This is a genomic window from Bradyrhizobium erythrophlei, from assembly GCF_900129425.1.
GTDB classification, from domain to species: domain Bacteria; phylum Pseudomonadota; class Alphaproteobacteria; order Rhizobiales; family Xanthobacteraceae; genus Bradyrhizobium; species Bradyrhizobium erythrophlei_C.
Genome location: NZ_LT670817.1, coordinates 5428369 through 5454318, shown reverse-complemented (window position 1 = coordinate 5454318; position 25950 = coordinate 5428369). Strand labels below are relative to the sequence as shown.

Genomic DNA, 25950 nt, shown 5'->3' with positions numbered 1-25950 from the left:
AACCAGCTTATTTCACGCGTTCGATCAGTTCCATCGCGCCGGCGGGCGCGCGCACCTTGCCTTCATGGATCACATAGGCGAACACGTCGCGCGGCACCTTTTTCGGCTCGGCAGGGTCGACGCGCGGCAGATCGTCCGGCTCGCCGCCGCCGGCCCACACTTGCAGCCGCTTCGCCCAGGCATCGAGTTGCTTCGGCGGATAGCAGGTCTTGATGTCGTCATTGCCCTTCTGCAGCCGCGCGTAAACGAAATCGCCGGCGATGTCGGCAATGGCGGGATAGCTGCCGTGCTCGGCAAACACCACGGGCGTTTCGAATTTACGCAACAGCGCGATGAAATCGGCCGCGCAAAAACTGGCGTGACGCACCTCGACCACATGGCGCAGCGCGCGTCCCTCGAGCTTGCGCGGCAGCAGTTCGAGAAACTTGCCGAAATCGGATTCGTCGAATTTCTTGGTCGGCGCGAATTGCCAGAGCACCGGCCCGAGCCGGTCGCCGAGTTCCAGCACGCCGGAATCGTAGAATCTCTTGATGGAATCGCCGGCCTCCGCCAGCACCCGGCGATTGGTGGCAAAACGCGGTCCCTTCACCGAAAACACAAAACCGTCCGGCACCTCGCGCGCCCATTTGCGAAAGCTCTCCGGCTTCTGCGAGCCGTAATAGGTGCCGTTGATCTCGATCGAGGTCAGTTTAGATGCCGCGTATTCCAATTCCTTCGCCTGTGTCAGTTTCTCTGGATAAAACACCCCGCGCCAGGGCGCGAAGGTCCAGCCGCCGACGCCGATGTAGATCTGGCCAGATTTTTTTGAAGCGGTCTGCGGGGGCTTGCTCACCGGCGGGTCTCATATTGTGGAGGGACCAAGGGATGGTCGAGCCTAATCAAATCAATCAGGATTGGCCAGTTCGCTGAAACGATGCACCCGCGGCGTTCCGGCGGCTGCCGTTGATTTTTGAGTCTTTGTTCCCGCAACAAAACGGTTACGATGGCAAAAAAAGAGAGAACAAGATGCGGATGATCCTTGTGGCAGCTCTGGCAATGACGGCTTCGGTGGCGATGGCCGACGATCTCGACGACGCGCACCGGCAGGCGGTGTCGGGACGCGACTCCTACTGGAATTGCCTCGCCCGGGAGTATTCGCGGGACAACAATAACGGCCTTTCGGCACAGGATTTCACCTCTCTCATCGCGAGCGCGTGTCCTTCCGAGCGGCAGAATTTTCGGGTGACGCTTGTCGATTTCCTCTCGATGCAATTCCCCGATGTCGATGCTGGCGCGCATATGACGACGGCCAACAATGCCATCGCATCGGCGCAAAAGGACATCGTGACCGCCTTCATCAAGCACAAGGTAACGCCGAAGTAGCCGTCCCGGTGTCCGGCAACGGACCAGCGCGCCTCCCGATCGGCGGCCGGAACAACTTTCAAAACCTCGAATCAGCCTGAGTAAAGTTTGGCTCCGTCAAACGTGATGGGTCGCGGCACCCTGGTGACCGCAACCAAACCGTGTCGCACGTATTGTTCCGGCATCCTGGCAACTCTGGTTGCTCTCAGCCGAACGGTCACGTGCATGATTAGCGATATCCATAACCTTCAGCTGCCCCTGCTGTGCCAGCTCTCGAAGTCGACGCCCAATATTCTCTGGAGTGTCGGAAGTTCGCTGCATAACCAGTTTTTGCAGGTCGGCAGGGGCAACCCGGCGCTGATGGTCGCGAGGATGTCTTTGAACTCTGTTCTTGAGCGTCATGCCGGAAAGACGCCGCGCGCCGCCGCCAGCGGCGCTTCGCCAGCCCGCGGCCTTTCGGGAACAGCGGTCAGGAAAGAAACGGCAGCGCGTGTTTGATATGGGCGACGGGGTCGCCGGCCAGTCCGAACGCGTGAAAGATCATGGCGATCGAAAAGCCCAGGCAAACGGCCTTGCCGCAAACGATCAGGCAAAACCCGATCGGGTTGTCGTCGATCGTGCAGGTCCAGCCGCGGCTGCTGGCCGTCCCCGAACTGATGTTCTGCCGGATGCCCCAGATCGCCGCCAGGGCTAAAATCCCGAATATGATTGCCGTGTAGGCCGGCGCCATGGCGGAAGTCCGATGGTATCATCGGATATCAGCACATGCTGATTAAAGCCTTCTGAACCGCCACCCACGTTAACTTTGCGATTTTCCGTGGTATCAGGTCTTAAACGTGACCGGGGAATATCGCGATGAATTCGGAAAAGGTAGCAGGCATTTTAGGTGCAATTATCGCGTCGGCCATTCTGGTGATTGCGATCGCGTACGGGCCGATCGGGCAAATCGGAAAGCCGGCAGAAGTTCAAAAGACCGAACAGCCGGCACCGCCGGTTGCCGCGGCGCCGCCCGTCAGGGGACCAGTGGTGCGAGAAGTGCCGCAGTAACCGAGCGAGCGGCCCGGGCGGCATCCCCTTGCGGAACCCTCTGATCGTCCCCATCTGCTTTTGAACGGCGACGTCGATGCTTGATAGCTCCGGCGCCGGACGACCACTGAATAGCTCGGCTGCGCCGGATGTACGCGCGCCCTCTGTTCGTGGTCGTTGGCATTTTTGGACCCCTTTTGGTCCTTTTCAGGCTCCTTCCGCCCCGGTTTTGGAACTCCGCCTTGGCTTCCCCTGAGCCTGCGGATATACGCTGGCGGCATGAATGAAGCCATCAGACCGGGCCCCGAAACCCCGCCGCAGGCCGCTGGTTTGCCTCAGCTTTCGGTCATCGTCCCCACCTTCAATGAACGCGACAACGTCACCACGCTGTTGCGGCAGCTGGAGACCGCGCTGACAGGGGTGCTGTGGGAAGTCATCTTCGTCGATGACAATTCCCCCGACGGCACCTGGGAGGTCGTGCGGGCGCTGGCGCGGCAGGATTCCCGGGTCCGCTGTATCAGGCGGATCGGTCGGCGCGGCCTGTCCGGTGCCTGCATCGAGGGCATTCTGGCGTCCAGCGCGCCGTGCGCGGCCGTGATCGATGCCGACCTGCAGCATGACGAGACCCAGCTGCCGAAAATGCTGGCGCTGCTGCAGGGCGGCCAAGCTGATCTGGTGGTCGGCAGCCGCTACATCGAAGGCGGCAGCGCCGACAGTTTCAACAAGCAGCGCGCCGGCGCCAGCGCGCTTGCCACCGGCGTCGCCAAGCGCGTGCTGCGGGTCAAGATCGCCGATCCCATGAGCGGCTTCTTCATGATCCGCCGCGACCGCTTCGAGCAACTGGCGCCGCAGCTCTCGACCCAGGGCTTCAAGATCCTGCTCGATATCGTCGCCACCGCGCGCGGCAAACTGCGGATCAAGGAAATTCCCTTCACCTTCGGCTCGCGGCTGCACGGCGAGAGCAAGCTCGATTCCATGGTGGCACTGGATTTCCTCGGGCTGGTGCTTGCAAAACTGACCGGCGACGTGGTGTCGCTGCGGTTTTTGATGTTTGCGATGGTCGGATCGCTCGGCCTGTTCGTGCATCTGGCCGTGCTGTTCGTCGTGCTTAAAATATTCGATGTGCGGTTTCCGGAAGCGCAGGCCTGCGGCGCGGTGCTGGCGATGACCAGCAATTTCATCCTGAATAATTTTCTCACCTATCGCGACCAGCGGCTGAAGGGATTTGCGATCCTGCGCGGCCTGCTGTTGTTTTACCTGGTTTGCAGCGTCGGCTTGTTCGCCAATGTCGGTGTCGCGTTCTCGGTCTACGATCAGGAACCGGTCTGGTGGCTGGCGGGGGCGGCGGGCGCGCTGATGGGCGTGGTATGGAATTACGCGATGTCCGGGCTGTTCGTCTGGCGCAAGCGATGAACCTGCAATGAGCCCTACCGAGGCGCGGCTCGTCCGCAACACGGCGGTCACGGTCCTGGCGCTGGTGGCGTTGCGGCTGGTCGCGGCCGCCTGGACGCCGCTGACCTTTGACGAAGCCTATTACTGGATGTGGTCGAAGCATCTGGCCGGTGGCTATTACGACCACCCGCCTGGCGTCGCGCTGGTGATTCGCTTGGGCACCATGATTGCGGGGGATACCGAGCTCGGGGTGCGGCTGGTGTCGATCCTGCTGGCGCTGCCGATGAGCTGGGCGGTGTATCGCACCGCCACCATCCTGTTCGGCGGCCGGCGCGTGGCGCCGACCGCGACCATCCTGCTCAACGTCACGCTGATGGCCGCGGTCGGCACCATGATCGTCACGCCGGACGCGCCGCTGCTGGTGGCCTCGAGCTTTGTTCTGTTTTATCTCGCGAAAGTATTGGAAACCGGGCGCGGCGCGTGGTGGCTTGCGGTCGGCGCCGCGGTCGGAGCCGCCTTGTTGTCGAAATACACCGCGCTGTTTTTCGGCCCGGCGATTCTGATCTGGCTGGTGAGCGTGCCGAAACTGCGGCGCTGGCTGATCTCGCCCTGGCCGTATCTCGGCGGCCTGGTTTCGCTGGCGTTGTTTTCACCGGTCATTTTCTGGAACGCCGATCACCACTGGGTCTCCTTCATCAAGCAGATCGGGCGCGCCAGAATCGAGGATTTGCGTCTGGCATTCATCGGCGAATTGATTCCGACCCAGTTCGCCTTCGCAACGCCCCTGGTGTTTATTTTGGGCGCCATGGGGCTTTATGCGCTGCTGAGGCGCAGAGACGGCGCGTCGGCCGCGCGGATGCTGATCAATACGACGTTCTGGACCATCGTCGCGTATTTCATCTGGCATTCGCTGCACGCCCGGGTCGAGGCCAATTGGTTCGGGCCGGTCTATCCCGCCTTCGCAATCGCAGCCGCGGTCGCCGCCAACCTCACGGCATGGGACGCGCGCCAGCAGCGCGTGGTCGATTTTTGCCTGCGCTGGGCATCTCCGGTCGGCATCCTGATGTTTGCGCTGTTGATCGTGCAGGCCAACACCGGTGTGCTGACCGGCTATCGCCGCGACGCCACCGTGCGCAGCGTTGGCGTCGGCTGGCGCGAACTCGCGGGCGAGATCGAGGCGGTTCGCGCGCGCGTTGGCGCGACCTGCGTGCTGGCGCCGGATTACGGCACCACCAGCTGGCTCGCCTTCTATCTGCCTGCCGGCACCTGCGTGGTGCAGCCGACGCAGCGCATCCGCTGGGTCAACATGCCCGAGCCGGATCCTGCGCTGCTTGCCGGCAAGCTGTTATTTGTCGACGAGGTGCGACCCGGTGGGCACCCGTATCTCAACGAGAACTTTGCGCGGGTCGAGCGGGTTGCGGAACTCAGGCGCATGCGCGGTCCGCTCACCATCGAAACCTACGGGCTCGACCTGCTCGAAAATCCCAAAGGCGCGGTGCTCGACGATTCGGCGGCGCCGGAACTGGAGTAGGGGCTCGTACGCGGGAAGCCATCGGGGCACGCTCCAAATCAATTCGTCGGTCAAGCCGGGCGATGGCACCGAATGGGATGACGAATAAAATCGTTTCGCGACGCTGTCGGATCGACGCGTCCCCGAACGTCGTAGCACCAAGGCCTATTGTATTTCACAACGCCGAGGTCGTGCCATGAGCAGTTCCATCCTGAAACCCGCCACCGAACTGGCGCGCGCGAGTGACGTTCGCTTTCCCAACGAGAGCACCGAATACCGGCGCGCCCGCGAGGCGCTGCTGGCCGAAGAGATCGAGCTTCGCCGCCACATCGAGCGCGTCGCGGAGCAGCGCCGCAGCCTGCCGCCGGGCGGCGAAGTCAAAAAGGATTATGCCTTCGAGGGCGAGAGCGGACCTGCGTCTTTCGCCGACCTGTTCGGCGACAAGACCACGCTTGTGGTTTACAGCTACATGTTCGGCCCGCAGCGCGAGCGGCCGTGTCCGATGTGCACGTCGCTCCTGAGTGCGTGGGACGGCGAGGTGCCGGATATCCAGCAGCGCGTCGCGCTCGCCATCGTCGCGCGCTCGCCGATCGAGCGGCTCAAGGCGTTCAAGCGCGAACGCGGCTGGCATTATCTGCCACTGTATCAGGATATCTCCGGCGAATTCAGCCGCGACTATCATGCGCTGACCAAGGACGGCGGCGACGACGCGGCGTTCAACGTATTCATGCGGCGCCATGATGGTAGCCGTCAGACAATCAGGCATTTCTGGGGCGGTGAGATGAATGGCGCATCGGCCGATCCCGGACAGGACCCACGCGGCGCCCCCGACCTGATGCCGATCTGGACCATCCTGGACGCGACTCCGGAGGGCCGGGGCACGGACTGGTATCCGAAACTCAGCTATTGAGGAAACCGAATGCGGCCCGCTCCGTAAATGCACGGGCAATTCTCGGGCATGGGTGTACGAAATTGGGACTGCCCAACATCGGCCCGCACTTAATCCGCATTTAACTAAAAGTCGCCTTAATGACGCTCCGCGCCTCTGCGAGATGCTCTGTCGGAACTTATGGTGCCGCGGAGCCAAGAGGAACAAAGTGGAACCGTTCTGGATGCAAGGCGAATGAGTACGAGTACAGTTGCGTTAGGCCTCGCGGCACCGCGCCACAGAAATCCATCCAGGAAAGCCATCCCCTATAACCTCTTCGGCGGCGCCGCGGTTGGCTGTCTCGTGCTCGGTTGCGCCTGGGCCGTGTATTCAAATATTTTCGCAGCCAGTGTCTATCCGCAACTGGGCAGCACCAATTTTGATACCCCCATCGTCAGGCATTCTTCCGTTGTTGCCGTTACGAAAGCGCCGCCCGCTGCGCACAACACCGAGGTTGCGCTGCTCGAATCCGCGCCGATGATTTCGGAGCCCGCAACGGTCCCGTCGGATCCGTCGCTTTCGTTCGATGAGCGGTTCGCGGCGGCGGCACCGCAATCCGTGGAGCCGGCGCCAGAGCCCGAAGCGCCGAAGCTTGCCGATGCGTCAAAGCCCGCGGCGGCGCCGAAGTTGGCGGAAGCATCGAAGCGGAAAACAGTTGCGCCGCTTCAGATCGCAGCCATCCCTCCAGAGCCGGCGTCGCGTCATCCCGAGGTTCGCCCGGCGAATAGCGCAGGCGCCGCCGTTCGCGACATGGCGCAGCGCGCCAAGGCGGCGGTGATGTCGATCGCGTCCGCCGGAGACAGGCCCTCGATCGTCGAAAAATTGTGGGGCAAACCGCAGCCGCATGCCGGCCTGCTGGCTTTCGCCTCCGCCGACGCCAGCGTCACCGGCAGCCTCGGATCAAGCCAGAACCCCGCGCTCGGCGGCTCGCAACCGCTCTACGATCGCTCCACGGCCGTCTACGATATCTCCGCGCACATGGTTTACCTGCCCGACGGCACCAAGCTGGAAGCGCATTCGGGGCTCGGCTCCGAACTCGACGATCCGCGTTCCGCCCGCATCAGAATGCGAGGCGTGACGCCGCCGCATCTCTATGATCTGACCCCGCGCGAGTCGCTGTTTCACGGCGTGCCGGCGTTGCGGCTAAATCCGGTCGGCGGCGAGGAGGCGATCTACGGACGTTCCGGCCTGCTCGCGCACAGCTTCATGCTCGGCCCCAACGGCGATTCCAACGGTTGCGTGTCGTTTCGGGATTACAACGCGTTCCTGAACGCCTACCGCAACCAGGGCATCAAGCGGCTCGCGGTGGTGGCACGGATCGACTGAGCGGCGAGGCCGCTTGGTCAGGCCGCCGTGCGCGGCACGATCTTCCTGTAGCTGTGGGCGTTCTCCGCCTTGGAGAGATCGTATGCGGCTTGCAGGTTGAGCCAGAAGCGCGGATCGGTGCGGAAATAGCGGCCGAGCCGGATCGCGGTATCCGCCGACACGTCGCGGGTGCCGCGCATGATCTCGGTCAGCCGGTTGGCGGGGACGTCGAGTTCCTTCGCCAGCGCGCGCGCGGACAGGCCGAGCGGCATCAGATATTCTTCCCGCAACACTTCTCCCGGATGGGTACGCAGCCGCGCCATCGCTATCTCCTTAATGATAGTCCACAATCTCTACCGCCTCGGGACCGTCCGCTGTCCAGCGGAAACAAACGCGCCATTGCCGGTTGATACGAATGGAATGCTGCCCGCGACGATTCCCTTTCAAAGTCTCCAGCCGGTTGCCCGGCGGGGAGAGCAAGTCGTCCAGACGGGTTGCCGCGTCCACCATATCGAGCTTGCGTAGCGCGACTGCTTCGATGTTCCGCCAGCGTGCCGGACAGACGCCATCGCGAAACAGTCGCTCAGTGGCCTTGTCGGCAAAATTGCGGATCACGAGCCTTAGTATGTGATACGTACCGCATAACAGTCAAGGGGTTGACGATGCGGCTCGCCGCCTCGGAACGGCTCTCAGTCATTGCGGGCTCCGCGATCTCCGAAACAAAAACCCCGGCATCGCTGCCGGGGTTTTGCATTTTTGCTGAACGAGGTTCCGGCTCTGCGGTGCACCGCTTCGCGCTGCACCGCGTCCGGGACAGGCTGGATCAGAAATCCATGCCGCCCATGCCGCCGCCGGGGGGCATGCCACCGCCGCCGCCGCCGGCGTTCTTCTTCGGCAGTTCGGCCACCATGGCTTCGGTGGTGATCAGCAGCGCCGCGACCGAGGCCGCGTTCTGGATCGCCGCGCGAACCACCTTGGTCGGGTCGATGATGCCCTTCGAGATCAGGTTGACGTACTCGCCCGACTGCGAATCGAAGCCGTAGGAGTACTGATCCTTCTCGAGGATCTTGCCGACGATGACGGAACCGTCTTCGCCCGCATTGATCGCGATCTGGCGCGCTGGCCAGGAGAGCGCCTTGCGGACGATCTCGACACCGGTCTTCTGGTCGTCGTTCTGGGTCTTGATGCGCTTGAGCTGCTCGGAAGCACGCAGCAGGGCGACGCCGCCGCCCGGCACGATGCCTTCTTCAACCGCCGCACGGGTCGCATGCATCGCGTCATCAACGCGATCCTTGCGCTCCTTCACTTCGACCTCGGTCGCGCCGCCGACGCGGATCACCGCGACGCCGCCCGCAAGCTTGGCCAGACGCTCCTGCAGCTTCTCTCGGTCGTAGTCCGAGGTGGTTTCCTCGATCTGCGCCTTGATCTGCGTCACCCGCGCCTCGATGTCGGCCTTCTTGCCGGCGCCGTTGACGATGGTGGTGTTCTCCTTGTCGATCATCACCTTCTTGGCGCGACCGAGCATGGCGAGCGTGACGTTCTCCATCTTGATGCCGAGATCTTCCGAGATCGCCTGACCGCCGGTCAGGACCGCGATGTCCTGCAGCATCGCCTTGCGGCGATCGCCGAAGCCCGGAGCCTTGACGGCGGCAACCTTCAGGCCACCGCGCAGACGGTTCACGACCAGCGTGGCCAAAGCCTCGCCTTCGACGTCTTCCGCGACGATGACAAGCGGCTTGCCGGTCTGCACCACGGCTTCCAGCAGCGGAAGCAGTTCGTTCAGGTTGGAGAGCTTCTTCTCGTTGATCAGGATGTAGGCGTCATCGAATTCGACGCGCATCTTGTCGGCGTTGGTGACGAAGTAGGGCGAGATGTAGCCGCGGTCGAACTGCATGCCTTCGACGACGTCGAGTTCGGTCTCGAGCGACTTGGCTTCTTCAACCGTGATGACGCCCTCGTTACCGACCTTCTTCATGGCGTCGGCGAGGAACTTGCCGATCTCGGCGTCGCCGTTGGCGGAAATGGTGCCGACCTGGGCGATTTCCTCGTTCGAGGTGACCTTCTTGGAGTTCTTGACGAGGTCGGCGACCACGGCTTCCACAGCCAGGTCGATACCACGCTTCAGATCCATCGGGTTCATGCCGGCGGCAACCGCCTTGGCGCCTTCACGGACGATCGCCGCGGCCAGCACGGTCGCGGTGGTGGTGCCGTCGCCGGCCGCATCGGCCGACTTGGAGGCGACTTCGCGCACCATCTGGGCGCCCATGTTCTCGAACTTGTCCTCAAGCTCGATTTCCTTGGCGACGGTGACGCCGTCCTTGGTGATGCGGGGCGCGCCGAACGACTTGTCGAGCACGACGTTGCGGCCCTTGGGGCCGAGCGTCACCTTGACGGCATTGGCGAGAATATCGACGCCGCGCAGCATGCGATCGCGGGCATCGACGCCGAATTTGACTTCCTTAGCTGACATATTTGTTTTCCCTGAGTTGATCTTTGCTCCTCATCCTGAGGAACGGACACTTGTCCGCGTCTCGAAGGATGAGGCCGATGGCTTTTCTCTCACCCTTCGAGACGCGCCCTGCGGGCGCTCCTCAGGGTGAGGGCGTGGGCAGGTGCTTAAGCGGCCTTCTTCTTGGTGGCCGGCAGATCGGTGAGAACGCCCATGATGTCGCTCTCCTTCATGATCAGCAGCTCCTCGCCATCGAGCTTGACCTCGGTGCCCGACCATTTGCCGAACAACACGCGGTCGCCGACCTTGAGATCGATCGGGATCAGCTTGCCGGCTTCGTCACGGCCACCCGGACCGACCGCGGTGATTTCGCCCTGCGAGGGCTTTTCCTTGGCACTGTCCGGGATGATGATGCCGCCAGCTGACTTTTCTTCGGCCTCGATGCGCTTGACCACAACGCGGTCGTGGAGCGGACGGAATTTCATGCAGTCCTCCTAAGCTTTTGAAGATGTTGTCTAATTTACGCAAATTAGCAGTCTCCGCCGGCGAGTGCCAGCGTGACCGCTGTGGAGATAATCCAGACTTCTGTTGGGAACAAGGCCTTCTACCAGAAAAATTGGCACTCAAATATGACGCCTGCCAGTTTCATTCGTCATGCTTAACCCGCCGGACGGTCGGCCAAATCCTATATTAGCACGTGCGGTAAGCTGCTGCTAACGCAACAAATTTCAATGGATAGTTAAACATTTAGGCTTGTGATGAGTTGGTGTCCTGCGTCACATTTCTCTCATGTGAGCGCATCTCCACCGGGTGGCTCCCGGTCGGCGGCCACTTCGGAAAATGCGCTCCAGCAATGGAGGTTGGCATGGTCTCGCGGGTCGGGGTTTCCGAGGATTTCCGGAAGCAAGTGCTGGGTTACGGGCTGACGACGGCGCAAATTCTGTACCGCATGCCTGATCATCCCTCGTTGCTGCAAACCTACGTCTGGCAGAATTACGATCTGTTTCCGAATTTCCCGGCCTTGAAGGATTTTCTCTCGTTCTGGCAACAGAAGCTCGAGGGCCCGCTTTTTGCCGTCACGGTTGCGCATTCCAAGCTGATCAAGCCCGCCGAACTGCGCGCCGTCGACGGCGTGTTCCGGCTGCATTGAAAGCACGGGATTTCGCGGGGTGGGCAAAACGAAGCGTACCTGCCACGATCCACCCCCGATGACGTTGGTGGGCTCGGTTGCCCTTTTTCCAACCTGCGAAGCGCGGTCCGTGCGACGACGCGCGATCCGTGTTAACGTTTTCCCGCAACGCCGAAAGGGAGGACGTCCATGGCCACGCAGAAGCCGACATCGCGGACCGCGGCCCGCGCCGCCGCGCAGAAGAAATCGCCTGCGCGCAAGGCGGCCGCCGGGAAGACCGCCGTCAAATCCGTGGCGCGAAAATCGATCAAGGCTAAGGATCGCAAGACCAAGGATCGCAAGACCAAGGCCCGCGCGCAGCCCGCCGCCAGGCGCGTCCGCCCGAAACAGCGCATCGCCATCAGTCATTACCGCGACGAGGATTTCAAAGCCGATGGCTTGCGCGCCTACGCGCACTACCGCGATCTCGGCGTTGCCGAGGCGAGCGGCGGTCTGGCCCGGGCGCATGTGATCCGCCTGATCGGTCCGTGCAATCCGGCGGAGGTTTCAAAGCTGCATTTCCACGACGTCGAATTTCAGATGGTCTATGTCCTGAAAGGCTGGGTCAAAACCTACATGGAAGGGCAGGGCGAGACCCTGATGAAGCAGGGCAGTGCATGGACCCAGCCGCCGCGGCTCAAGCACCTGATCCTGGATTATTCCGATGACGTCGAACTGCTCGAAGTGATCCTGCCCGCGGAGTTCAAGACGGTCGAACTCGCGACATGATGCGCGTGCACCTCACCGCATGCTTATCGTGCAGCCAGGAAAAGGCGGCATAGCGACTGTGAGGCGCGCCTATCGCGAAGACATCGACTGGCTGCGCGCCATCGCCGTGCTGGCGGTGGTCGCGTTCCATTTCGAGGCGCCGGCGGTGTTCGGCGGCTTCGTCGGCGTCGATATCTTCTTTGTGATCTCAGGCTACCTGATCACCGGAATCATCCGGTCGGAACTCGAAAGCGGCACCTTCTCCTTTACGCAATTCTACGAGCGGCGGGTGCGGCGGCTGTTGCCCGCGCTTTACGCGATGGTGGCGCTGACGGCTATTCCGTCATTCCATTTTCTCCTGACCTCCGAGCGACAGGAGTTTTTTCGTTCGGTCGCGGCGGTCGTGACCTTCACCTCGAATTTCTTCTTCTGGTTCCAGACCGGCTATTTCGACCACGCGGCGGTGGAGAAGCCGCTGCTGCACACCTGGTCGCTGGCGGTCGAGGAGCAGTTTTATCTGGCGCTGCCGCTACTGTTGTGGGCGCTCGCGCGCGCCGCGCGCGGCAGGCGCATCGTGCTGCCGACAGCGCTCGGCGCGCTAGCGCTGGCATCGTTTGCGCTTTGCGTCTGGCTGATGAACACTGATCGTTCCGCCAATGCCTTTTTCATGAGCCCGCCGCGGGCGTGGGAATTCCTGATCGGCGGCATCATTGCGATCCCGGGCTTTCCGGTGCTGCGCAATGCGCTGGCGCAGCAAATCGCGCGCGGCGTCGCGCTGGTACTGATCGCAATCCCGATATTTTCGCTGCGGCAGGGGCCGGGCTTTCCCGGTTTCAACGCGCTCACGCCGTGCGTCGGTGCGGCCATGTTCCTCTGGAGCGGCATCGGCGTGCCCACGCTGAAGCGAGGGCCATATTCGCCGCTCCATGTCGCAAGGTTCTTTGGGCAGATTTCCTATTCGCTGTATCTCTGGCACTGGCCGCTGTTCACCTTTGCGCGGTTCTCGAAAAGCAGCCTGGTGCTCGACGCCGGCGACAAGATCGCGCTGTTCGCGCTGACGGTGGTGATCTCCTATCTGTCGTGGCGATTTGTCGAACAGCCGTTCCGCCAGAAATCGCTGGCGCCGACGCGCCGCGCCGCATTCCGCTTCGCCGGAATCGCAAGCGTAGTCCTGCTGGCCGGCAGCGCCGGCGGAATCGTCTTGAGCCGGACGCCGTCGGATGCCGACCGCGTGGCGCTGCAGCTTGAATCCTACAATACCTACAATTATCAGCCGCTCTATCGTTATGGCAGTTGCTTCGCACCTCGCAGCGGCGTGTTCGACGACGCCTGCCTCGCGCTGGCAGCAGGCAAAACCAACGTGCTGTTGTGGGGCGACAGCCTCGCGGCGCATTATTTCCATGGCCTGCGCGAGACGACCGATCCGCAACGCGTGAACATCCTGCAGGCGACGCAGGCGGCCTGCATGCCGACATTGAACGCGGCGGCGCAAGGCAACTCCTCATGCCGCGACTTTGCGACGCAAATGGAAGCATTTCTTGGGGATCGCAAGCCCGACCTCGTTATCCTCTCAGCGGACTGGCTGGAATATTCCCGCCCGCCGCGGTTCGACGGCATGATCGCCGACCTCCGGCAGACCATCTCAAGGCTCAATGGTCTGGGTATCTCCGTGGTGCTGCTCGGGCCGGCCGTGCAGTTCAAGGCAAGGCTGCCGTCGATGCTGATGCGCGCGCATCTGCGGCAGGTCGATCCGCGTCCCGAGGATTTCGTGCTGGCCGATATTTTCTCGCTCGACCAGCAGATGAAAGCAGCACTCCCGGCGCACGAGAAATTCTCCTACATTTCGGTGGTCGATGCGGTCTGCCCGGAATGGCAATGCCCGCTCACCATCGACGGCGGCATTCCGCTGGCATGGGATCACGCCCATCTCACCGCGGAGGGGTCGGTGTATGTGATGACGAGAGTGGAGCCGATGCTGGGGCTGGGGAAGTAGCGTTCGTCATGCCCGGCCTTGTGCCGGGCATCCACGTCTTACTTCCTTGCGAGACAAAGACGTGGATGGCCGGGACAAGCCCGGCCATGACGGTTCACCATGGTCAACTCAACACCCCCACGATCGCGCCCATCAGGCAGGTCGTCAGCGTGCCCGAGACGATCGATTTCAATCCGAGCGAATTGATCTCGTCGCGGCGCTCCGGCGCCATGGTGCCGAGGCCGCCGATCATGATGCCGAGGCTGCCGAAATTGGCGAAGCCGCACAGCGCGTAGAGCATGATCAGCCTCGAGCGGGAATCGAGCGCGCCCGGCGCGAGTTTTGACAGATCGACATAGGCGATCAGCTCATTCAGCACGGTCTTGGTGCCCATCAGGCTGCCGGCCGTGACCGCCTGCGGCCACGGCAGGCCCATCAGCCAGCACACCGGCGCCATCGCGTAACCCAGCATCCGCTGCAGGGAAATCCCGGAGCCGCCGACCTCAGGCAACAGTCCGAGGATAGCGTTGGCGAGATATACAAGCGCCACCAGCACAATCAGCATCGCGACGATGTTGAGCAACAGTTCGAGCCCGGCTGAGGTGCCCTTGACGATGGCGTCCATGGTGGACGAGGCGTGCATGTCCGGATCGCCAAGCGCGCCGCCGGTCCTGGTCTCGCTGGTCTCGGGCACCATGATCAGGCTGATCAGGATGGCCGCGGGCGCGCCAAGTACCGAGGCGATGACGAAATGCGCCGCGGCGTCTGGTATCAGCGGCGCCAGCAACGTGGCGTAGAGCACCAGCACGGTGCCGGCGATCCCGGCCATGCCGCCGGTCATCACCAGGAACAATTCGCTGCGCGTCAGCTGCTTGAGGTAAGGCCGGATGAACAGCGGCGCTTCCACCATGCCGAGAAAGATATTGGCCGCGGTCGACAGCCCGACCGCGCCGCCGACGCCGAGCGTGCGTTCCAACAGCCATGCCATGCCGCGAACCACCGGCGGCAGCACCCGCCAATAGAACAGCAGCGTGGTGAGCACGCTCATGACAAGTACGACCGGCAGCGCCTGAAACGCCAGAATGAAATCAGCGCCGGGCGCCTTCAAATCGAACGGCAGCGCGCCGCCGCCGAGATAGCCGAACACGAACGAGGTGCCGGCGCGCGAGGCCGACGCAATCGCGCCGACGGCATCGTTGATGACGCCGAAGGCGCGCGGGACGAAGGGCAGTTTTATCAGCGCCACCGCGGTGAGGAGGGTGACGAGAAGGCCGACCGTGGTTTGCCGCGGCGAGACCGCGCGGCGGTTCTCGCCAAACGCCCACGCGATCGCCAGCAACGCCAACACCCCGAACGCCGATTGCAGTTGAAGCATCAACACCCCGATCCCCTGACAATTATGGCAGCGACACGCGCCAAAGTGCAATGCCGCGCGCGGGTTTTCCCGGAAACGGTCGACGCCGGCATTGACAATAGGGCAACGGTCAGCCACGGCCTCACGGGAGACTTGGAGTGGGCGACTGCTCACCATTCGCAGTGAGGCAGAAACCGTTGCAACGATGTCGTCCTTGATACCAGTGGGCTCCCGCGCCCTGCTCAAACACCGCTCGTTTCTACTGTTTCTGCTGTCGCGAAGTTTCTCGCGTTTCTCCAGCCAGATCGGCGCCGTGGCAATCGGCTGGCAGATCTATGACCTGACCGGCAGTGCGTTCGACCTTGGTATGGTGGGACTGGTGCAGTTCCTGCCAACGGCCTTGCTGGTGTTCGTGGCGGGACACGCGGCCGACCGCTATGAGCGCAAGCGGGTGGTGCAGATTTGCCAGCTCGCCGAAGCGCTGACGGCGCTGTTTCTGGCATGGGGCGCCTATGCCGGCTGGTTGACGGTGCTGCAGATTTTCATCGCAACGGCCGTGCTCGGAACGGCCGGCGCGTTCGAGAGTCCGGCGACGGCCGCGCTGCTGCCGCTGATCGCTCCGCAAGGCTCGCTGCAGCGCGCGACCGCGATATCGAGCGGCGCCGCTCAAATCGCCACCATTACCGGACCCGCCATCGGCGGCCTGGCCTTTGCCGTTGCTCCCGGCATGCCCTACGGCCTGATGGTCTTGTTCTGGCTATCGGGAGCGATACTGACCGGTGCAATCCATCTGGCGCAACCGGCCGTCGTCAGGGATTCCGCAACCCCCGCCGACCTGTTCGCCGGCGTCAGGTTCGTCCGCAGCAATGCCGCCATCCTGGGGACGATCTCGCTCGACCTGTTCGCGGTTTTGCTCGGGGGAGCGACCGCCCTGCTGCCGATCTACGCGCGCGATATCTTGCAGACCGGTCCGTGGGGACTCGGCATTCTGCGCGCCGCTCCGGCGGTCGGCGCTTTGCTGATGACGGCCGTGCTGGCGCGCCATACCATCAGCCGCCGCGTCGGCATGCGGATGTTTCAGGCCGTGATCGTGTTCGGTGCCGCGACGGTCGTATTTGCCGTTTCCCATTTGATGTGGCTGTCGCTTCTGGCGCTGGCGATCCTGGGAGCGGCCGATACCGTCAGCGTGGTGATCCGCTTTTCGCTGGTCCAACTCTCCACGCCGAACGAAATGCGGGGCCGGGTCGGCGCCGTGAACTTCCTGTTCATCAATGCCTCGAACCAACTCGGCCAGTTCGAGAGCGGCGTGACCGCCGCTCTTCTCGGCGCGGTGCCGGCAGCCGTGCTGGGCGGCCTCGGAACCATCGCGATCGCGTTGTTGTGGATGAAGCTGTTTCCAACGCTGCGCGACGTGGAGCGGCTGGAGTAGGGGGCGTGACGCCGGAATCCGGCCACAGCCTGGGCCACGATCTCAACTTGTCCCGGACGCGGTGCAGCGTCCTTCACGCTGCTCCGCAGAGCCGGGACCCACACAAAGCGTGCGGGCTCGATGGGCCCCGGCTCGGCAGTGCGGCACTTCGTGCCGCGCTGCGTCCGGGGCACGCAGCGTCTTACCCCCGTCCGACGAACGGCATCTTCGAAGCCATCACCGTCATGAACAGCACGTTGGCGTCGAGCGGCAGGCTCGCCATGTAGGCGACGGCGTCGCCGACCGCCTTGGCGTCCATCCGCGGCTCCGGCATCTTGCGGCCGTCGGGCTGCAGCACGCCGTCGACCATGCGATCGGTCATCGGGGTCGCGGCATTGCCGATGTCGACCTGGCCTACCGCGATGTCGTAGGCGCGGCCGTCGAGGTTGGTCGCCTTGGTCAGGCCGGTGATGGCGTGCTTGGTGGAGGTGTAGGCCGAAGAGAACGGCCGCGGCGCGTGCGCGGAGATCGAGCCGTTGTTGATGATGCGGCCGCCGCGCGGGGTCTGGTCCTTCATAATGCGGAAGGCGTGCTGGCTGCACAGAAACGGCGCGGTGAGGTTGGTCGACACCACCGCCTGCCATTGCGCGAGACTGAGATCCTCGAACGGCACCGGCGGCGCGCCCATGCCGGCATTGTTGAAGAGCACGTCGAGCCGGCCGTAGACGTCCATCACCTTGGCGAACAGGGCGGCGATCGAACCGGGATCTGCCATATCGGCGGGAACCGGCAGGCTCTTGCCGACGTTCTCGCCGAGCTTCTGGGTCTCCTGCAGCATCTCCAGGCGGCGCCCGGCCAACACGACCGTGAAGCCGGCGCCCATCAGCGCCAGCGATGCGGCTCGTCCGACGCCGGTACCCGCGCCGGTTACGACAGCGATCTTGTTTTTTCCTGCCTCAGTCATTTGCTTCCTGCCTTGTTGTGTTCTTGGTTATGATTCTGTTTTGTAGGGTGGTCTTGGAATATTCTGATGCGCCGCGCGCAGCGCCGCCGACCAGCGCGAACGCAGATCGTGAAAATACGGCTCGCCCGCCTCGATGCGATGATTGAGATCGGCATCGCAGACGTCGTTGCGCACCACCAGCACGTCGATCGGCAGGCCGACACCGATATTGGATCGCATCGTCGAATCCATCGAGATCAGGCTGGTCTTGAGCGCTTCATACAGTTCGACGTCGTAATGCATGGCGCGGTCGAGCACCGGCTTGCCGTATTTATGCTCGCCGATCTGCAGGTACGGCGTGTCGGTGGTGCATTCGATGAAATTGCCGGCCGGGTAGACCATGAACAGCCGCATCCGCGCGCCCTTGATCTGGCCGCCGAACAGGAACGACACGTCGAAATTGATGTCCTCGGACTGCAGCGCGGTGCCTTCGGTGGCGTGGACCGCCCGGATCGCCCGGCCGATGCGCTGCGCCGCCTGGAACATGGTCGGCGCGTTCAGAAGCGTTTCGATCTCGCCGGAATGCGGGTCTTCCAGTCCCTCGGTCAGGGTCGACAGCACCGACTGGCTGATCGCCAGATTGCCGGCGCTGGCGATCGCCATGATGCGATCGCCCGGCTTTGAGAAGACGTGCAGCTTGCGAAAGGTCGAGACATTATCGAGGCCGGCATTGGTTCGGGTGTCCGCGATCATGACCAGCCCGTCCCGCACCAGCACTCCGCAACAATACGTCATTCCCGGTCCTCGAACGCATCAGACGGCGAGAATTACTAGCCAATTTCGCTGATGTCTCCAACCCTATTTCCTCTCGTCATTGCGAGCGAAGCGAAGCAATCCATAGCCGCTCCGTGGATAGATGGATTGCTTCGTCGCTGACGCTCCTCGCAATGACGCTGGAAGTCCCGGAATTAAGGCGGATCCTTAGAACTGGCTCTGCGATTGCCCCTGCCGTCCGGCCTGATCGACCTTGACCGCCACCGTCAGGGTTTCCATGCCGCCGCCATAGCGGGTTCCCCGCACCGGCGCCGCGCCGAGGTAGTCGAGCCCGATGGCAACGCGGGCATGCGCGTCGGTGGTGCAGATGGCGTTGGCCGGATCGAATCCGACCCAGCCGAGATCCGGCACGAAAGCCTCCGCCCAGGCGTGGCCGGCCTGCTGGTTGACCATCCCGTCGGAGCGCAGGAAATGCCCGGCAACGAAGCGCGCGGGAATGCCGGCAGAGCGCGCGCAGGCGATGAAGATATGCGCATAGTCCTGACATACCCCGCGCTTCAATCCGAAGGCTTCCACCGCCGAGGTCCCGCTGTTGGTGGGGTCTTCGTCGAACGTCATGTGCTCGTTGATCTGCATCATCAGCGCGTGCAGAAACCCGAGCACATCGTCTTCCGATTCCAGGCGCAATTCGCGCGAAAAGCTCGCCATCGCCGGATTGACCTCGGTCAGCGGCGTCGAACGCAGGAACAGGCTGGGCGGAAAGCGTTCATCGGTGCCGCGGAGCACCCCGCCGGTGTCGTGGGTCTCGATCAGACCTTCGACCGTGATGGTGAGGTCGGCGATCGGCCCGTGGGTCAGCACATGCGTGACATTGCCGAACGCATCCTGATGCACATCGAGCCGCGAATCGGTGGAGACGTCGATCTGCCATTCCGCGACGTACTGCCCGTCATGGCTGCCCGGCGTCATCCGCAGGATTTGAATGACGCCGGTGGCCGGCGGCTCGTAGCGGTAGCTGGTGGAATGGGCAATTCGCAGGCGCATGACAGGCAGTCCGGTGAGCCAAAAGTGTTGCGGCAAATGGGGTGAGCTCCCTCTCCCGTAGGGAGAGGGCGGGGGTGAGGGGTTACGGTCTATCGTTGGGCCGTAACCCCTCACCCGGATCGCACCGGACGATGCTTCGCATCGCCTGTCCGATCCGACCTCTCCCCACGGGAGAGGTGAGACGTAGCTCGCTGATAGCTATGATTCCACATTGAGCATTCCAACCTCAAATCAAATACTGTTTGGTGATGATTTCGCCGAGCCTTGCGTTGTCAGCAATGAATTCCTGGATGAACTCATGCACGCCGTGCTGGAAAATGTCGTCCATGTGGCTGTGCTCCAGGCGATTGCGGACGCCGCGCGCATGGCGCTGCGAGGCGCCCTGGCGGCCATAGGCGACGCCGATCTGGTCGAGGTTGCGCACCAGATTGCCGTAACAGCTGGCCAGCGAACGCGGCAGTGAATCGTTCAGGATCAAGAGATCCGCGATCAGCCATGGTTTAAGGGTTTCGCGATAGACCCAGTGATAGGCGGTCAGTGCCGAAACCGAGCGCAGGATCGAGGTCCACTGATAGTAGTCGAGCGGTCCGCCAACGTGTTCCTCCTCGGGCAAAAGCACGTGGTACTTCACGTCGAGGATGCGGGCGGTATTGTCGGCGCGCTCAAGATGCAGTCCCAGCCGGGAGAACCAGTAGGCGTCGTTACGCAGCATGGTCCGATAGGCCGAACCGTCGAACCGCAGCGAGGTTTCCTGCACGAAGCGCAAGAATTTCGTCAGTTCTTCGCGGGTCTTGGTGCCTTTGCCCCAGACTTCCTGAAGATCGATCCAGGCGCCGTTGATGGTGTCCCACATCTCGCTGGTCAGCGCGGTTCGTACCGAGCGCGAATTGAGCCGGGCGTTTTCGATACAGCTGCGGATCGATGACGGATTGCTCGGCGAGAACGACAGATAATCGACGACGCTGTGCTCGTCGGCCTGCTCGTGAATTTCGTAAAAACTCGCGCTGACGCCCGCGGTCAGCAGTGCCGAGTCCCACTCGTTGGTCTTGCCGATATAGGTGTTCGGCAGCGCGGTGACGCGCAGCGTCGCCTCGATCGTGCGCGCGAGATATTCCGCGCGTTCGACGTAGCGGGCGAGCCAGTACAGGTTTTCGGCGGTGCGCGACAGCATGCGGGGGCGTCAGTTTTTTCTCCTTTCCCCTTGCGGGGAAAGGTCGTGAAGGGGGGACGTAAGCTCGCTCAAATCCAGCATATCATTCATCCAGGATCCACGTGTCCTTGGTGCCGCCGCCCTGGCTCGAATTCACCACCAGCGAACCCTCCTTCAGCGCCACCCGCGTCAGCCCGCCCGGGACGATGGTGACGTGATTGCTGCCGGTCAGCACGAACGGCCGCAGGTCGACATGGCGCGGCGCGAGGCCGGAGTCGGTGCAGGTCGGGCAGGTCGATAGCGCCAGCGTCGGCTGGGCGATGAACCCCTCGGGATCGCGCTTGAGCTTGTCGCGGAAGGCTTCGATCGTCGCCTTGGTCGCGGCCGGTCCGATCAGCATGCCGTAGCCGCCGGAGCCGTGGACTTCCTTCACCACGAGTTCGCTGAGATTATCGAGCACGTAAGCCAGGTCCCTGGGCTCGCGGCAGCGCCAGGTCGGCACGTTCTTCAGGATCGGTTCTTCGCCGAGATAGAATCTCACGATCTCGGGCATGTAGGAGTAAACCGCCTTGTCGTCGGCGATCCCGGTCCCGACCGCATTGGCCAGTGTGATATTGCCGGCCGCATAGGCGGACATCAGCCCGGGCACACCGAGCGCGGAATCCGGGCGGAAGCTGAGGGGATCGAGGAAGTCGTCATCGACCCGGCGGTAGATGACATCGACGCGCTTGAGCCCCTCGGTGGTGCGCATGAACACCTCATCGTTCTTGACGATGAGGTCGCGGCCCTCGACCAGCTCGATGCCGAGCTTGTCGGCCAGGAACGAATGCTCGTAATAGGCGGAGTTGTAGACGCCGGGCGTCATCAGCGCCACCGTGGGCTCGGCCGACGCGCCGAGCGGCGCCACCGACCGCAGCGCCGCCAACAGTTCGTCCGGATACTTTTCCACAGGCGCGACGCGGTGGCGGGCGAACAGGTCCGGAAACAGCCGCATCATGATTTCGCGGTTTTCCAGCATGTAGGACACCCCGGAGGGGGTGCGGGCATTGTCCTCCAGCACGTAGAAGTTTTCCGGGTCGACGCGGACGATGTCGATGCCGGCGATGTGGACGTAGACGTCGTGCGGCACGTTCTGGCCGTTCATCTCCGGCCGGAACACCGGATTCTGGAAGATCAGGTCGTCGGGAATGATATTGGCGCGGAGGATATCGCGGCCATGATAGATGTCGCGCAGGAACATGTTGAGCGCGCGGACCCGCTGTTTCAGGCCCTTTTCGAGGATCGCCCACTCCTTTGCCGACATGATCCGCGGGATCACATCGAAGGGAATCAGCCGTTCCTGGGCTTCGGCATCGCCATAGACGGCAAAAGTGATCCCGATCCGGCGGAACAGCAATTCCGCTTCCTGCCGACGATATTCCAGCGCGTCCGGCGGCGTCTCCTTGAGCCAGCGGGAGAGCTCCCGGTAGGCCGGACGGAGGTCGCCGGCGGCCCCATTCATCTCATCGAACGCAACTGCCATCTTCCCGACTGTTCCCCCCAGGCCACGTAGGACAGTGCATGACTGAAAGGGATGGTAGCAAGGCCCGGGCCAGCGCGATATGCATTCGGTGGGGCCATTTGGTATGGATGGTTCCGCGAGTGCCCGAAAATATGGCTGGCCGGTGCTTATTTCGGTAGCAAAACACGGTGCTTAGATGCGGTGCTCGAAGTCACGATGCAGGGTGAGGAGAGGTCATGAGCGATATCGTCACCGCGGGAATTCTGGTGATCGGCGACGAGATCCTGTCCGGGCGGACCAAGGACAAGAACATCGGCTTTATCGCGGAATACCTGACCAATATCGGGATCGACCTCAAGGAGGTGCGGGTCGTCGCCGACGAGGAGCCCGAGATCATCGCGGCGCTGGACGCGCTGCGCCATCGCTACACCTATGTCTTTACCACCGGCGGCATCGGGCCGACCCATGACGACATCACCGCCGACAGCGTCGCCAAGGCGTTCGGCGTCGGCATCGACCATCACCCGGAGGTGGTGGCGCGGTTTCGCGAGCGCTTCCAGGGCGCCGGCGAGCTTAACGAGGCGCGGCTGCGCATGGCACGGATTCCCGACGGCGCCGAACTGATCCAGAGCGCGACCATCCTGGCGCCCGGCTTCAAGATCGGCAACGTCATCGTCATGGCCGGTGTGCCGTCGATCATGCAGGCGATGATGGACATTGTCGCGCCGAAGCTGAAATCGGGGGTGCGGATGCTGTCGGAATCGGTGCGCGCCAACGCGCGGGAAGGCGATATCGGTGGTCCCTTGCGCGATATCGCCAAGGCCCATCCCGACACGATGATCGGCAGTTACCCGTTTCAGGACGAAGACAAGAAGCCCAACACCAACCTCGTCGTCCGCTCGCGCGATCCCGAAAAGCTCACCGCCGCGATGGCGGCTGTGAAGGAGATGCTGGCGGGATTGAACGTGATCCGCTAGCGGACCGATCATTCGAAGCAACAGCGAGAGCGGCATCGTGGACAAGAGTTCGTTTTTCTGGAAGATGGCCGACGGGCGAATTCCGCCGCCGCCTTGCGCGAAAACCCTTGGTCTTGCGTTTGTCGAGATCGACGGCGAGCGCGGCACGATTGAAACCAAATTCGAGGCAAGGGCGGAATTTCTGAATCCGGCCGGAAACGTGCAGGGCGGATTTCTCGCGGCGATGCTCGACGACACCATGGGCACCGCGCTGTCGGCGACGCTCGACCTCGCGCAATTTGCGCCGACCGTAAACCTCAATGTGCAATTTCACCGGCCGGCCCGGCTGGGTCCATTGAAGGGTCTTGGCCGCGTCCTGCTCCGGGGCCGTGAGACCTGTCACGCGAGTGCGGAGCTTTGGCAGAGCGACAAGATCGTCGCGACTGCTACCGGCACTTTCGTCATTCGCAAGATGCAGGGAGAACCATGATGGCGGAGCATCCGGAGCTGAGTGCGCAGGAGCGGGCGGGCAAGGCCTTTCCGGTGTCATGGGACCAGTTTCACAGGGATTGCCGGGCCCTGACCTGGCGGCTGAACGAAGTGGGACCGTTTCATGCTGTGATCGCGATCACCCGCGGCGGGCTGGTGCCGGCGGCGATCGTCGCGCGCGAGCTTGGGGTTCGCGTGATCGATACCGTCTGCATCGCCAGCTACGATCACACCAGGCAGAGCGACCTCAGGGTTCTCAAGGGTATTTCAGCCGACACCGCGAAACTCGGCGGCGGCACCGGCAAGGGGCTGCTGATCGTCGACGATCTCGTGGACACCGGCAAGACCGCGCGCCTCGTGCGCGACATGATCCCCGATGCGCATTTCGCCACCGTGTATGCAAAACCGATGGGCCGGCCGCTGGTCGACACGTTCATCACCGAGGTGTCGCAGGACACCTGGATTTTCTTTCCGTGGGATACCGCGCTGTCGTTCCAGCCGCCGATCCGCGACGGCGCCGCGTGACAGGCCGTCATTCCGGGGCGATGCTTCGTAGCATCGAACCCGGAATCCAAGGATTCCCCGATGTGCAATTGCACATGTGAGGTCTGGTGCTAACGCACCATCCCGGAATGACAGCCTGAATCCCCTTGTCGCTTCGCTTCCTGTAAGGACGGCCATGGTCTAATCGTCGAGCTGCCCATGCCGCTGCAAAACCGCGTCACACCCTCCGGCGACATCGTCGCCACGCCTCATCGCGGCATGTTCACCGGCAATCGCGGCATCATCCATGATCCCGCCACGAAAACTCTGACGCGGCGCTGGGCCGGCAAGGCATGGCTCACCTGCGTCTGCGAGTTCAGGGGCCGGCGGCGCGAGGTGATGGGCGGGCGCAGCTGGACCGAATTGTTCTTTCTCGACGAGGCGACCGCATTGGCGGCCGGGCATCGCCCGTGCTTCTTCTGCCGTCGCGACGAGGCGCAGCGCTTTCGCTCGGCGTGGGAAGAAGGCAACGGCGTCGCGCATGCGCGCGCGGCTGAGATCGATGCGGTGCTGCACGGCGAGCGGTTGGATGGCCGCAACAAGCGTCTGCATGCACTGCCGATGCCGTGGCGGCAACTGCCCGACGGCGCGATACTTCAACAGGCAGCCAAGAGTTTTTTGACTGTGCGGGGAAAGGCAATGGAGTGGTCGCCGGCCGGCTATCGCGAGGCGCCAAATCCGCTCGAAGATGCGATGCTGCTGACGCCGCCCTCGACGCTGCGGGCGCTCTCGGCGGGCTATCGACCGCTGCTGCATCCGACCGCGATGGAGCCAACGGAATAGCACTCAAAACATCGAAAATTTTTCGGCCGCGCAGGAGCAAGCTTGCGGAATTTGAATTGGCGTCCCGCTTTAGAAGTTCAGCAGGTTTTGGAAGTTCAACAGGTTTGGCCCCAAAAGAGGGCGCAAACCGGCCATTTTTTGGTCACATTCTAAAAATCGTCAGTTGTATTTAAGGCACAGAATATTCGGGCTAAATCGCGTAGCATTCAGGCGGAATTTCAAATCAAGCGCAGCTCTACAACATTATCGGCAGTCGCGAGTGCATCTATCGCTTCAGGTAGATCAAGAGGCGACGGAAATGGGGAAAAGCGATGAAGAAATTTTTGCTGGCTACAGTTGGTTTACTAGCATTGGGCATAGCCGTTCCCGCGTCGGCCGCTGATATTGCCCCTTACACCAAGGCGCCGCCACCACCCCCGCCGCTTCCTGTTTACGATTGGACCGGCTTCTACATCGGCGGCAACGGCGGCGGCGGTTTTGACCACAACTGCTGGACTGTCACGAACTTCCTTGGACCTCGCGCCCCCTTCAGTGAAGGTTGTCACGACGCGACCGGCGGAGTGGCTGGCGGTCAGATTGGATACCGTTGGGAGACCGCCGGTTGGGTGTGGGGTCTGGAAGCGCAGGGCGACTGGGCTGATTTGACGGGATCCAATGTCAGCTCTTTCATTCCCGCCTGGACTAACAATTCCAAGGTCGAAGCGTTCGGCCTGTTCACCGGCCAAATCGGCTATGCCTGGAACAACGTCCTTTGGTATGTGAAGGGCGGCGGGGCCGTAACCGAGGACAAATTCCGAGGTACGGTGACCACCACAGGCGCGCTGTTCGATGCGGCGAATCAAACACGCTGGGGTGGTACCGTCGGAACGGGCGTCGAAGTCGGATTCGCACCGAATTGGTCGGTTGCGTTCGAGTACGATCACCTTTTCATGAGTAACCAAGGCGTCGGCACCACATCGGCAGGCGTTTTGGCTGGCATCCCGGTCGGCAGCCCATTCCGTACCGACACGATCCGTCAGGACATTGATATCGTCACTGCGCGCATCAACTACCGGTTCAACTGGGGTGGCCAGTACACCGGGAGGTACTGATCTAGTTCCCTATCTCCGGCAAACTTTAGGCCCCGGCATCGTCCGGGGCCTTCTTGTGCCCGCCTTGGCGGAATTATGATCGCGCGGCTGTCGCAGTTGGGTCAATCTCGTCGTT

At 62.6% G+C, this 25950-nt stretch carries 27 protein-coding genes; 15 read left to right on the top strand and 12 right to left on the bottom strand.

From position 1 onward, the window contains the following. Window positions 1-7: 7 nt before the first annotated feature. Window positions 8-832, bottom strand: coding sequence for a DUF72 domain-containing protein (locus B5527_RS26190; RefSeq protein ID WP_079604117.1), 825 nt, complete (start codon window positions 830-832; stop codon window positions 8-10). Between the two features lie 173 nt (window positions 833-1005). Here B5527_RS26190 and B5527_RS26185 point away from each other — a divergent pair, with 173 nt between their 5' ends. Then, window positions 1006-1362 (top strand): hypothetical protein, encoded by a 357-nt coding sequence (locus B5527_RS26185; RefSeq protein ID WP_079607504.1) that lies wholly within the window; start codon window positions 1006-1008, stop codon window positions 1360-1362. A gap of 448 nt (window positions 1363-1810) precedes the next feature. Here the strand turns inward: B5527_RS26185 and B5527_RS26180 are convergent, their stop codons facing one another. Then, entirely contained in the window at window positions 1811-2071 is a 261-nt protein-coding gene (locus B5527_RS26180) for a hypothetical protein (protein ID WP_079604116.1), read from the bottom strand. A gap of 125 nt (window positions 2072-2196) precedes the next feature. Here B5527_RS26180 and B5527_RS26175 point away from each other — a divergent pair, with 125 nt between their 5' ends. From B5527_RS26175 to B5527_RS26155, 5 genes are all read left to right on the top strand, one after another. Beyond that, on the top strand, window positions 2197-2388 hold the full coding sequence (locus B5527_RS26175) for a hypothetical protein (protein ID WP_079604115.1): 192 nt from the start codon (window positions 2197-2199) through the stop codon (window positions 2386-2388). Window positions 2389-2646: 258 nt separating this feature from the next. After that, a complete protein-coding gene (locus B5527_RS26170) occupies window positions 2647-3780 on the top strand; it encodes a glycosyltransferase family 2 protein (protein ID WP_079604114.1) in 1134 nt (377 codons plus the stop codon). Window positions 3781-3787: 7 nt separating this feature from the next. Beyond that, the gene (locus tag B5527_RS26165; protein WP_079604113.1) at window positions 3788-5290 is read left to right on the top strand and encodes a glycosyltransferase family 39 protein; all 1503 of its coding nucleotides are present in this window, start codon (window positions 3788-3790) and stop codon (window positions 5288-5290) included. Window positions 5291-5465: 175 nt separating this feature from the next. Further along, window positions 5466-6179 carry a DUF899 family protein gene (locus B5527_RS26160; RefSeq protein ID WP_079604112.1) on the top strand — a complete coding sequence of 238 codons (714 nt, stop codon included), beginning with the start codon at window positions 5466-5468 and terminating at the stop codon, window positions 6177-6179. 213 nt (window positions 6180-6392) lie between these two features. Continuing rightward, window positions 6393-7523, top strand: coding sequence for a DUF2778 domain-containing protein (locus B5527_RS26155; protein ID WP_079604111.1), 1131 nt, complete (start codon window positions 6393-6395; stop codon window positions 7521-7523). Between the two features lie 17 nt (window positions 7524-7540). Here B5527_RS26155 and B5527_RS26150 read toward each other — a convergent pair whose 3' ends face one another. The 4 genes from B5527_RS26150 to B5527_RS26135 all read right to left on the bottom strand — a co-directional run bounded on the left by B5527_RS26150 (window position 7541) and on the right by B5527_RS26135 (window position 10436). Next, window positions 7541-7825, bottom strand: a complete 285-nt coding sequence (locus B5527_RS26150; RefSeq protein WP_079604110.1) for a HigA family addiction module antitoxin — start codon at window positions 7823-7825, stop codon at window positions 7541-7543. Between the two features lie 10 nt (window positions 7826-7835). Next, a complete protein-coding gene (locus B5527_RS26145; protein ID WP_079604109.1) occupies window positions 7836-8117 on the bottom strand; it encodes a type II toxin-antitoxin system RelE/ParE family toxin in 282 nt (93 codons plus the stop codon). Window positions 8118-8325: 208 nt separating this feature from the next. Beyond that, window positions 8326-9972 carry a chaperonin GroEL gene (groL, locus tag B5527_RS26140; RefSeq protein WP_079604108.1) on the bottom strand — a complete coding sequence of 549 codons (1647 nt, stop codon included), beginning with the start codon at window positions 9970-9972 and terminating at the stop codon, window positions 8326-8328. Between the two features lie 146 nt (window positions 9973-10118). Further along, window positions 10119-10436, bottom strand: a complete 318-nt coding sequence (locus B5527_RS26135; RefSeq protein ID WP_079604107.1) for a co-chaperone GroES — start codon at window positions 10434-10436, stop codon at window positions 10119-10121. Window positions 10437-10816: 380 nt separating this feature from the next. Between B5527_RS26135 and B5527_RS26130 the strand changes: the two genes are divergently transcribed. The 3 genes from B5527_RS26130 to B5527_RS26120 all read left to right on the top strand — a co-directional run bounded on the left by B5527_RS26130 (window position 10817) and on the right by B5527_RS26120 (window position 13820). Further along, complete coding sequence (locus B5527_RS26130) at window positions 10817-11101, top strand: usg protein (RefSeq protein WP_079607503.1); 285 nt, start codon at window positions 10817-10819, stop codon at window positions 11099-11101. Window positions 11102-11269: 168 nt separating this feature from the next. Continuing rightward, window positions 11270-11848: a cupin domain-containing protein gene (locus B5527_RS26125; RefSeq protein ID WP_079604106.1), complete on the top strand. Its 579-nt coding sequence runs from the start codon at window positions 11270-11272 to the stop codon at window positions 11846-11848. A gap of 28 nt (window positions 11849-11876) precedes the next feature. After that, the gene (locus B5527_RS26120) at window positions 11877-13820 is read left to right on the top strand and encodes an acyltransferase family protein (protein WP_276329279.1); all 1944 of its coding nucleotides are present in this window, start codon (window positions 11877-11879) and stop codon (window positions 13818-13820) included. A 103-nt stretch (window positions 13821-13923) separates the two neighbouring features. Here the strand turns inward: B5527_RS26120 and B5527_RS26115 are convergent, their stop codons facing one another. Continuing rightward, window positions 13924-15174: a NupC/NupG family nucleoside CNT transporter gene (locus B5527_RS26115; protein WP_079604104.1), complete on the bottom strand. Its 1251-nt coding sequence runs from the start codon at window positions 15172-15174 to the stop codon at window positions 13924-13926. 184 nt (window positions 15175-15358) lie between these two features. On the opposite strand from B5527_RS26115, the gene B5527_RS26110 reads away from it, so the two are divergent. Next, complete coding sequence (locus tag B5527_RS26110; RefSeq protein ID WP_079604103.1) at window positions 15359-16582, top strand: MFS transporter; 1224 nt, start codon at window positions 15359-15361, stop codon at window positions 16580-16582. Window positions 16583-16763: 181 nt separating this feature from the next. Here the strand turns inward: B5527_RS26110 and B5527_RS26105 are convergent, their stop codons facing one another. From B5527_RS26105 to B5527_RS26085, 5 genes are all read right to left on the bottom strand, one after another. Further along, window positions 16764-17525, bottom strand: coding sequence for an SDR family oxidoreductase (locus B5527_RS26105; protein WP_079604102.1), 762 nt, complete (start codon window positions 17523-17525; stop codon window positions 16764-16766). 27 nt (window positions 17526-17552) lie between these two features. Then, window positions 17553-18299 carry a proteasome-type protease gene (locus tag B5527_RS26100; RefSeq protein ID WP_079604101.1) on the bottom strand — a complete coding sequence of 249 codons (747 nt, stop codon included), beginning with the start codon at window positions 18297-18299 and terminating at the stop codon, window positions 17553-17555. Window positions 18300-18485: 186 nt separating this feature from the next. Beyond that, window positions 18486-19322 carry a transglutaminase family protein gene (locus B5527_RS26095; RefSeq protein WP_079604100.1) on the bottom strand — a complete coding sequence of 279 codons (837 nt, stop codon included), beginning with the start codon at window positions 19320-19322 and terminating at the stop codon, window positions 18486-18488. Window positions 19323-19548: 226 nt separating this feature from the next. Further along, window positions 19549-20493, bottom strand: coding sequence for an alpha-E domain-containing protein (locus tag B5527_RS26090; protein ID WP_079604099.1), 945 nt, complete (start codon window positions 20491-20493; stop codon window positions 19549-19551). A gap of 82 nt (window positions 20494-20575) precedes the next feature. Then, on the bottom strand, window positions 20576-21994 hold the full coding sequence (locus B5527_RS26085; RefSeq protein WP_079604098.1) for a circularly permuted type 2 ATP-grasp protein: 1419 nt from the start codon (window positions 21992-21994) through the stop codon (window positions 20576-20578). 215 nt (window positions 21995-22209) lie between these two features. On the opposite strand from B5527_RS26085, the gene B5527_RS26080 reads away from it, so the two are divergent. The 5 genes from B5527_RS26080 to B5527_RS26060 all read left to right on the top strand — a co-directional run bounded on the left by B5527_RS26080 (window position 22210) and on the right by B5527_RS26060 (window position 25835). Continuing rightward, window positions 22210-22950, top strand: a complete 741-nt coding sequence (locus B5527_RS26080; protein ID WP_079604097.1) for a competence/damage-inducible protein A — start codon at window positions 22210-22212, stop codon at window positions 22948-22950. 37 nt (window positions 22951-22987) lie between these two features. Continuing rightward, window positions 22988-23419: a PaaI family thioesterase gene (locus B5527_RS26075; protein WP_172842668.1), complete on the top strand. Its 432-nt coding sequence runs from the start codon at window positions 22988-22990 to the stop codon at window positions 23417-23419. Further along, a complete protein-coding gene (gpt, locus tag B5527_RS26070; protein ID WP_172842667.1) occupies window positions 23416-23943 on the top strand; it encodes a xanthine phosphoribosyltransferase in 528 nt (175 codons plus the stop codon). Before B5527_RS26075 ends, gpt begins: the two co-directional genes overlap by 4 nt. Before the next feature lie 177 nt (window positions 23944-24120). Next, complete coding sequence (locus tag B5527_RS26065) at window positions 24121-24744, top strand: hypothetical protein (RefSeq protein WP_079604095.1); 624 nt, start codon at window positions 24121-24123, stop codon at window positions 24742-24744. 311 nt (window positions 24745-25055) lie between these two features. Next, complete coding sequence (locus B5527_RS26060; protein ID WP_079604094.1) at window positions 25056-25835, top strand: outer membrane protein; 780 nt, start codon at window positions 25056-25058, stop codon at window positions 25833-25835. The last annotated feature ends 115 nt before the right edge of the window (window positions 25836-25950 follow it).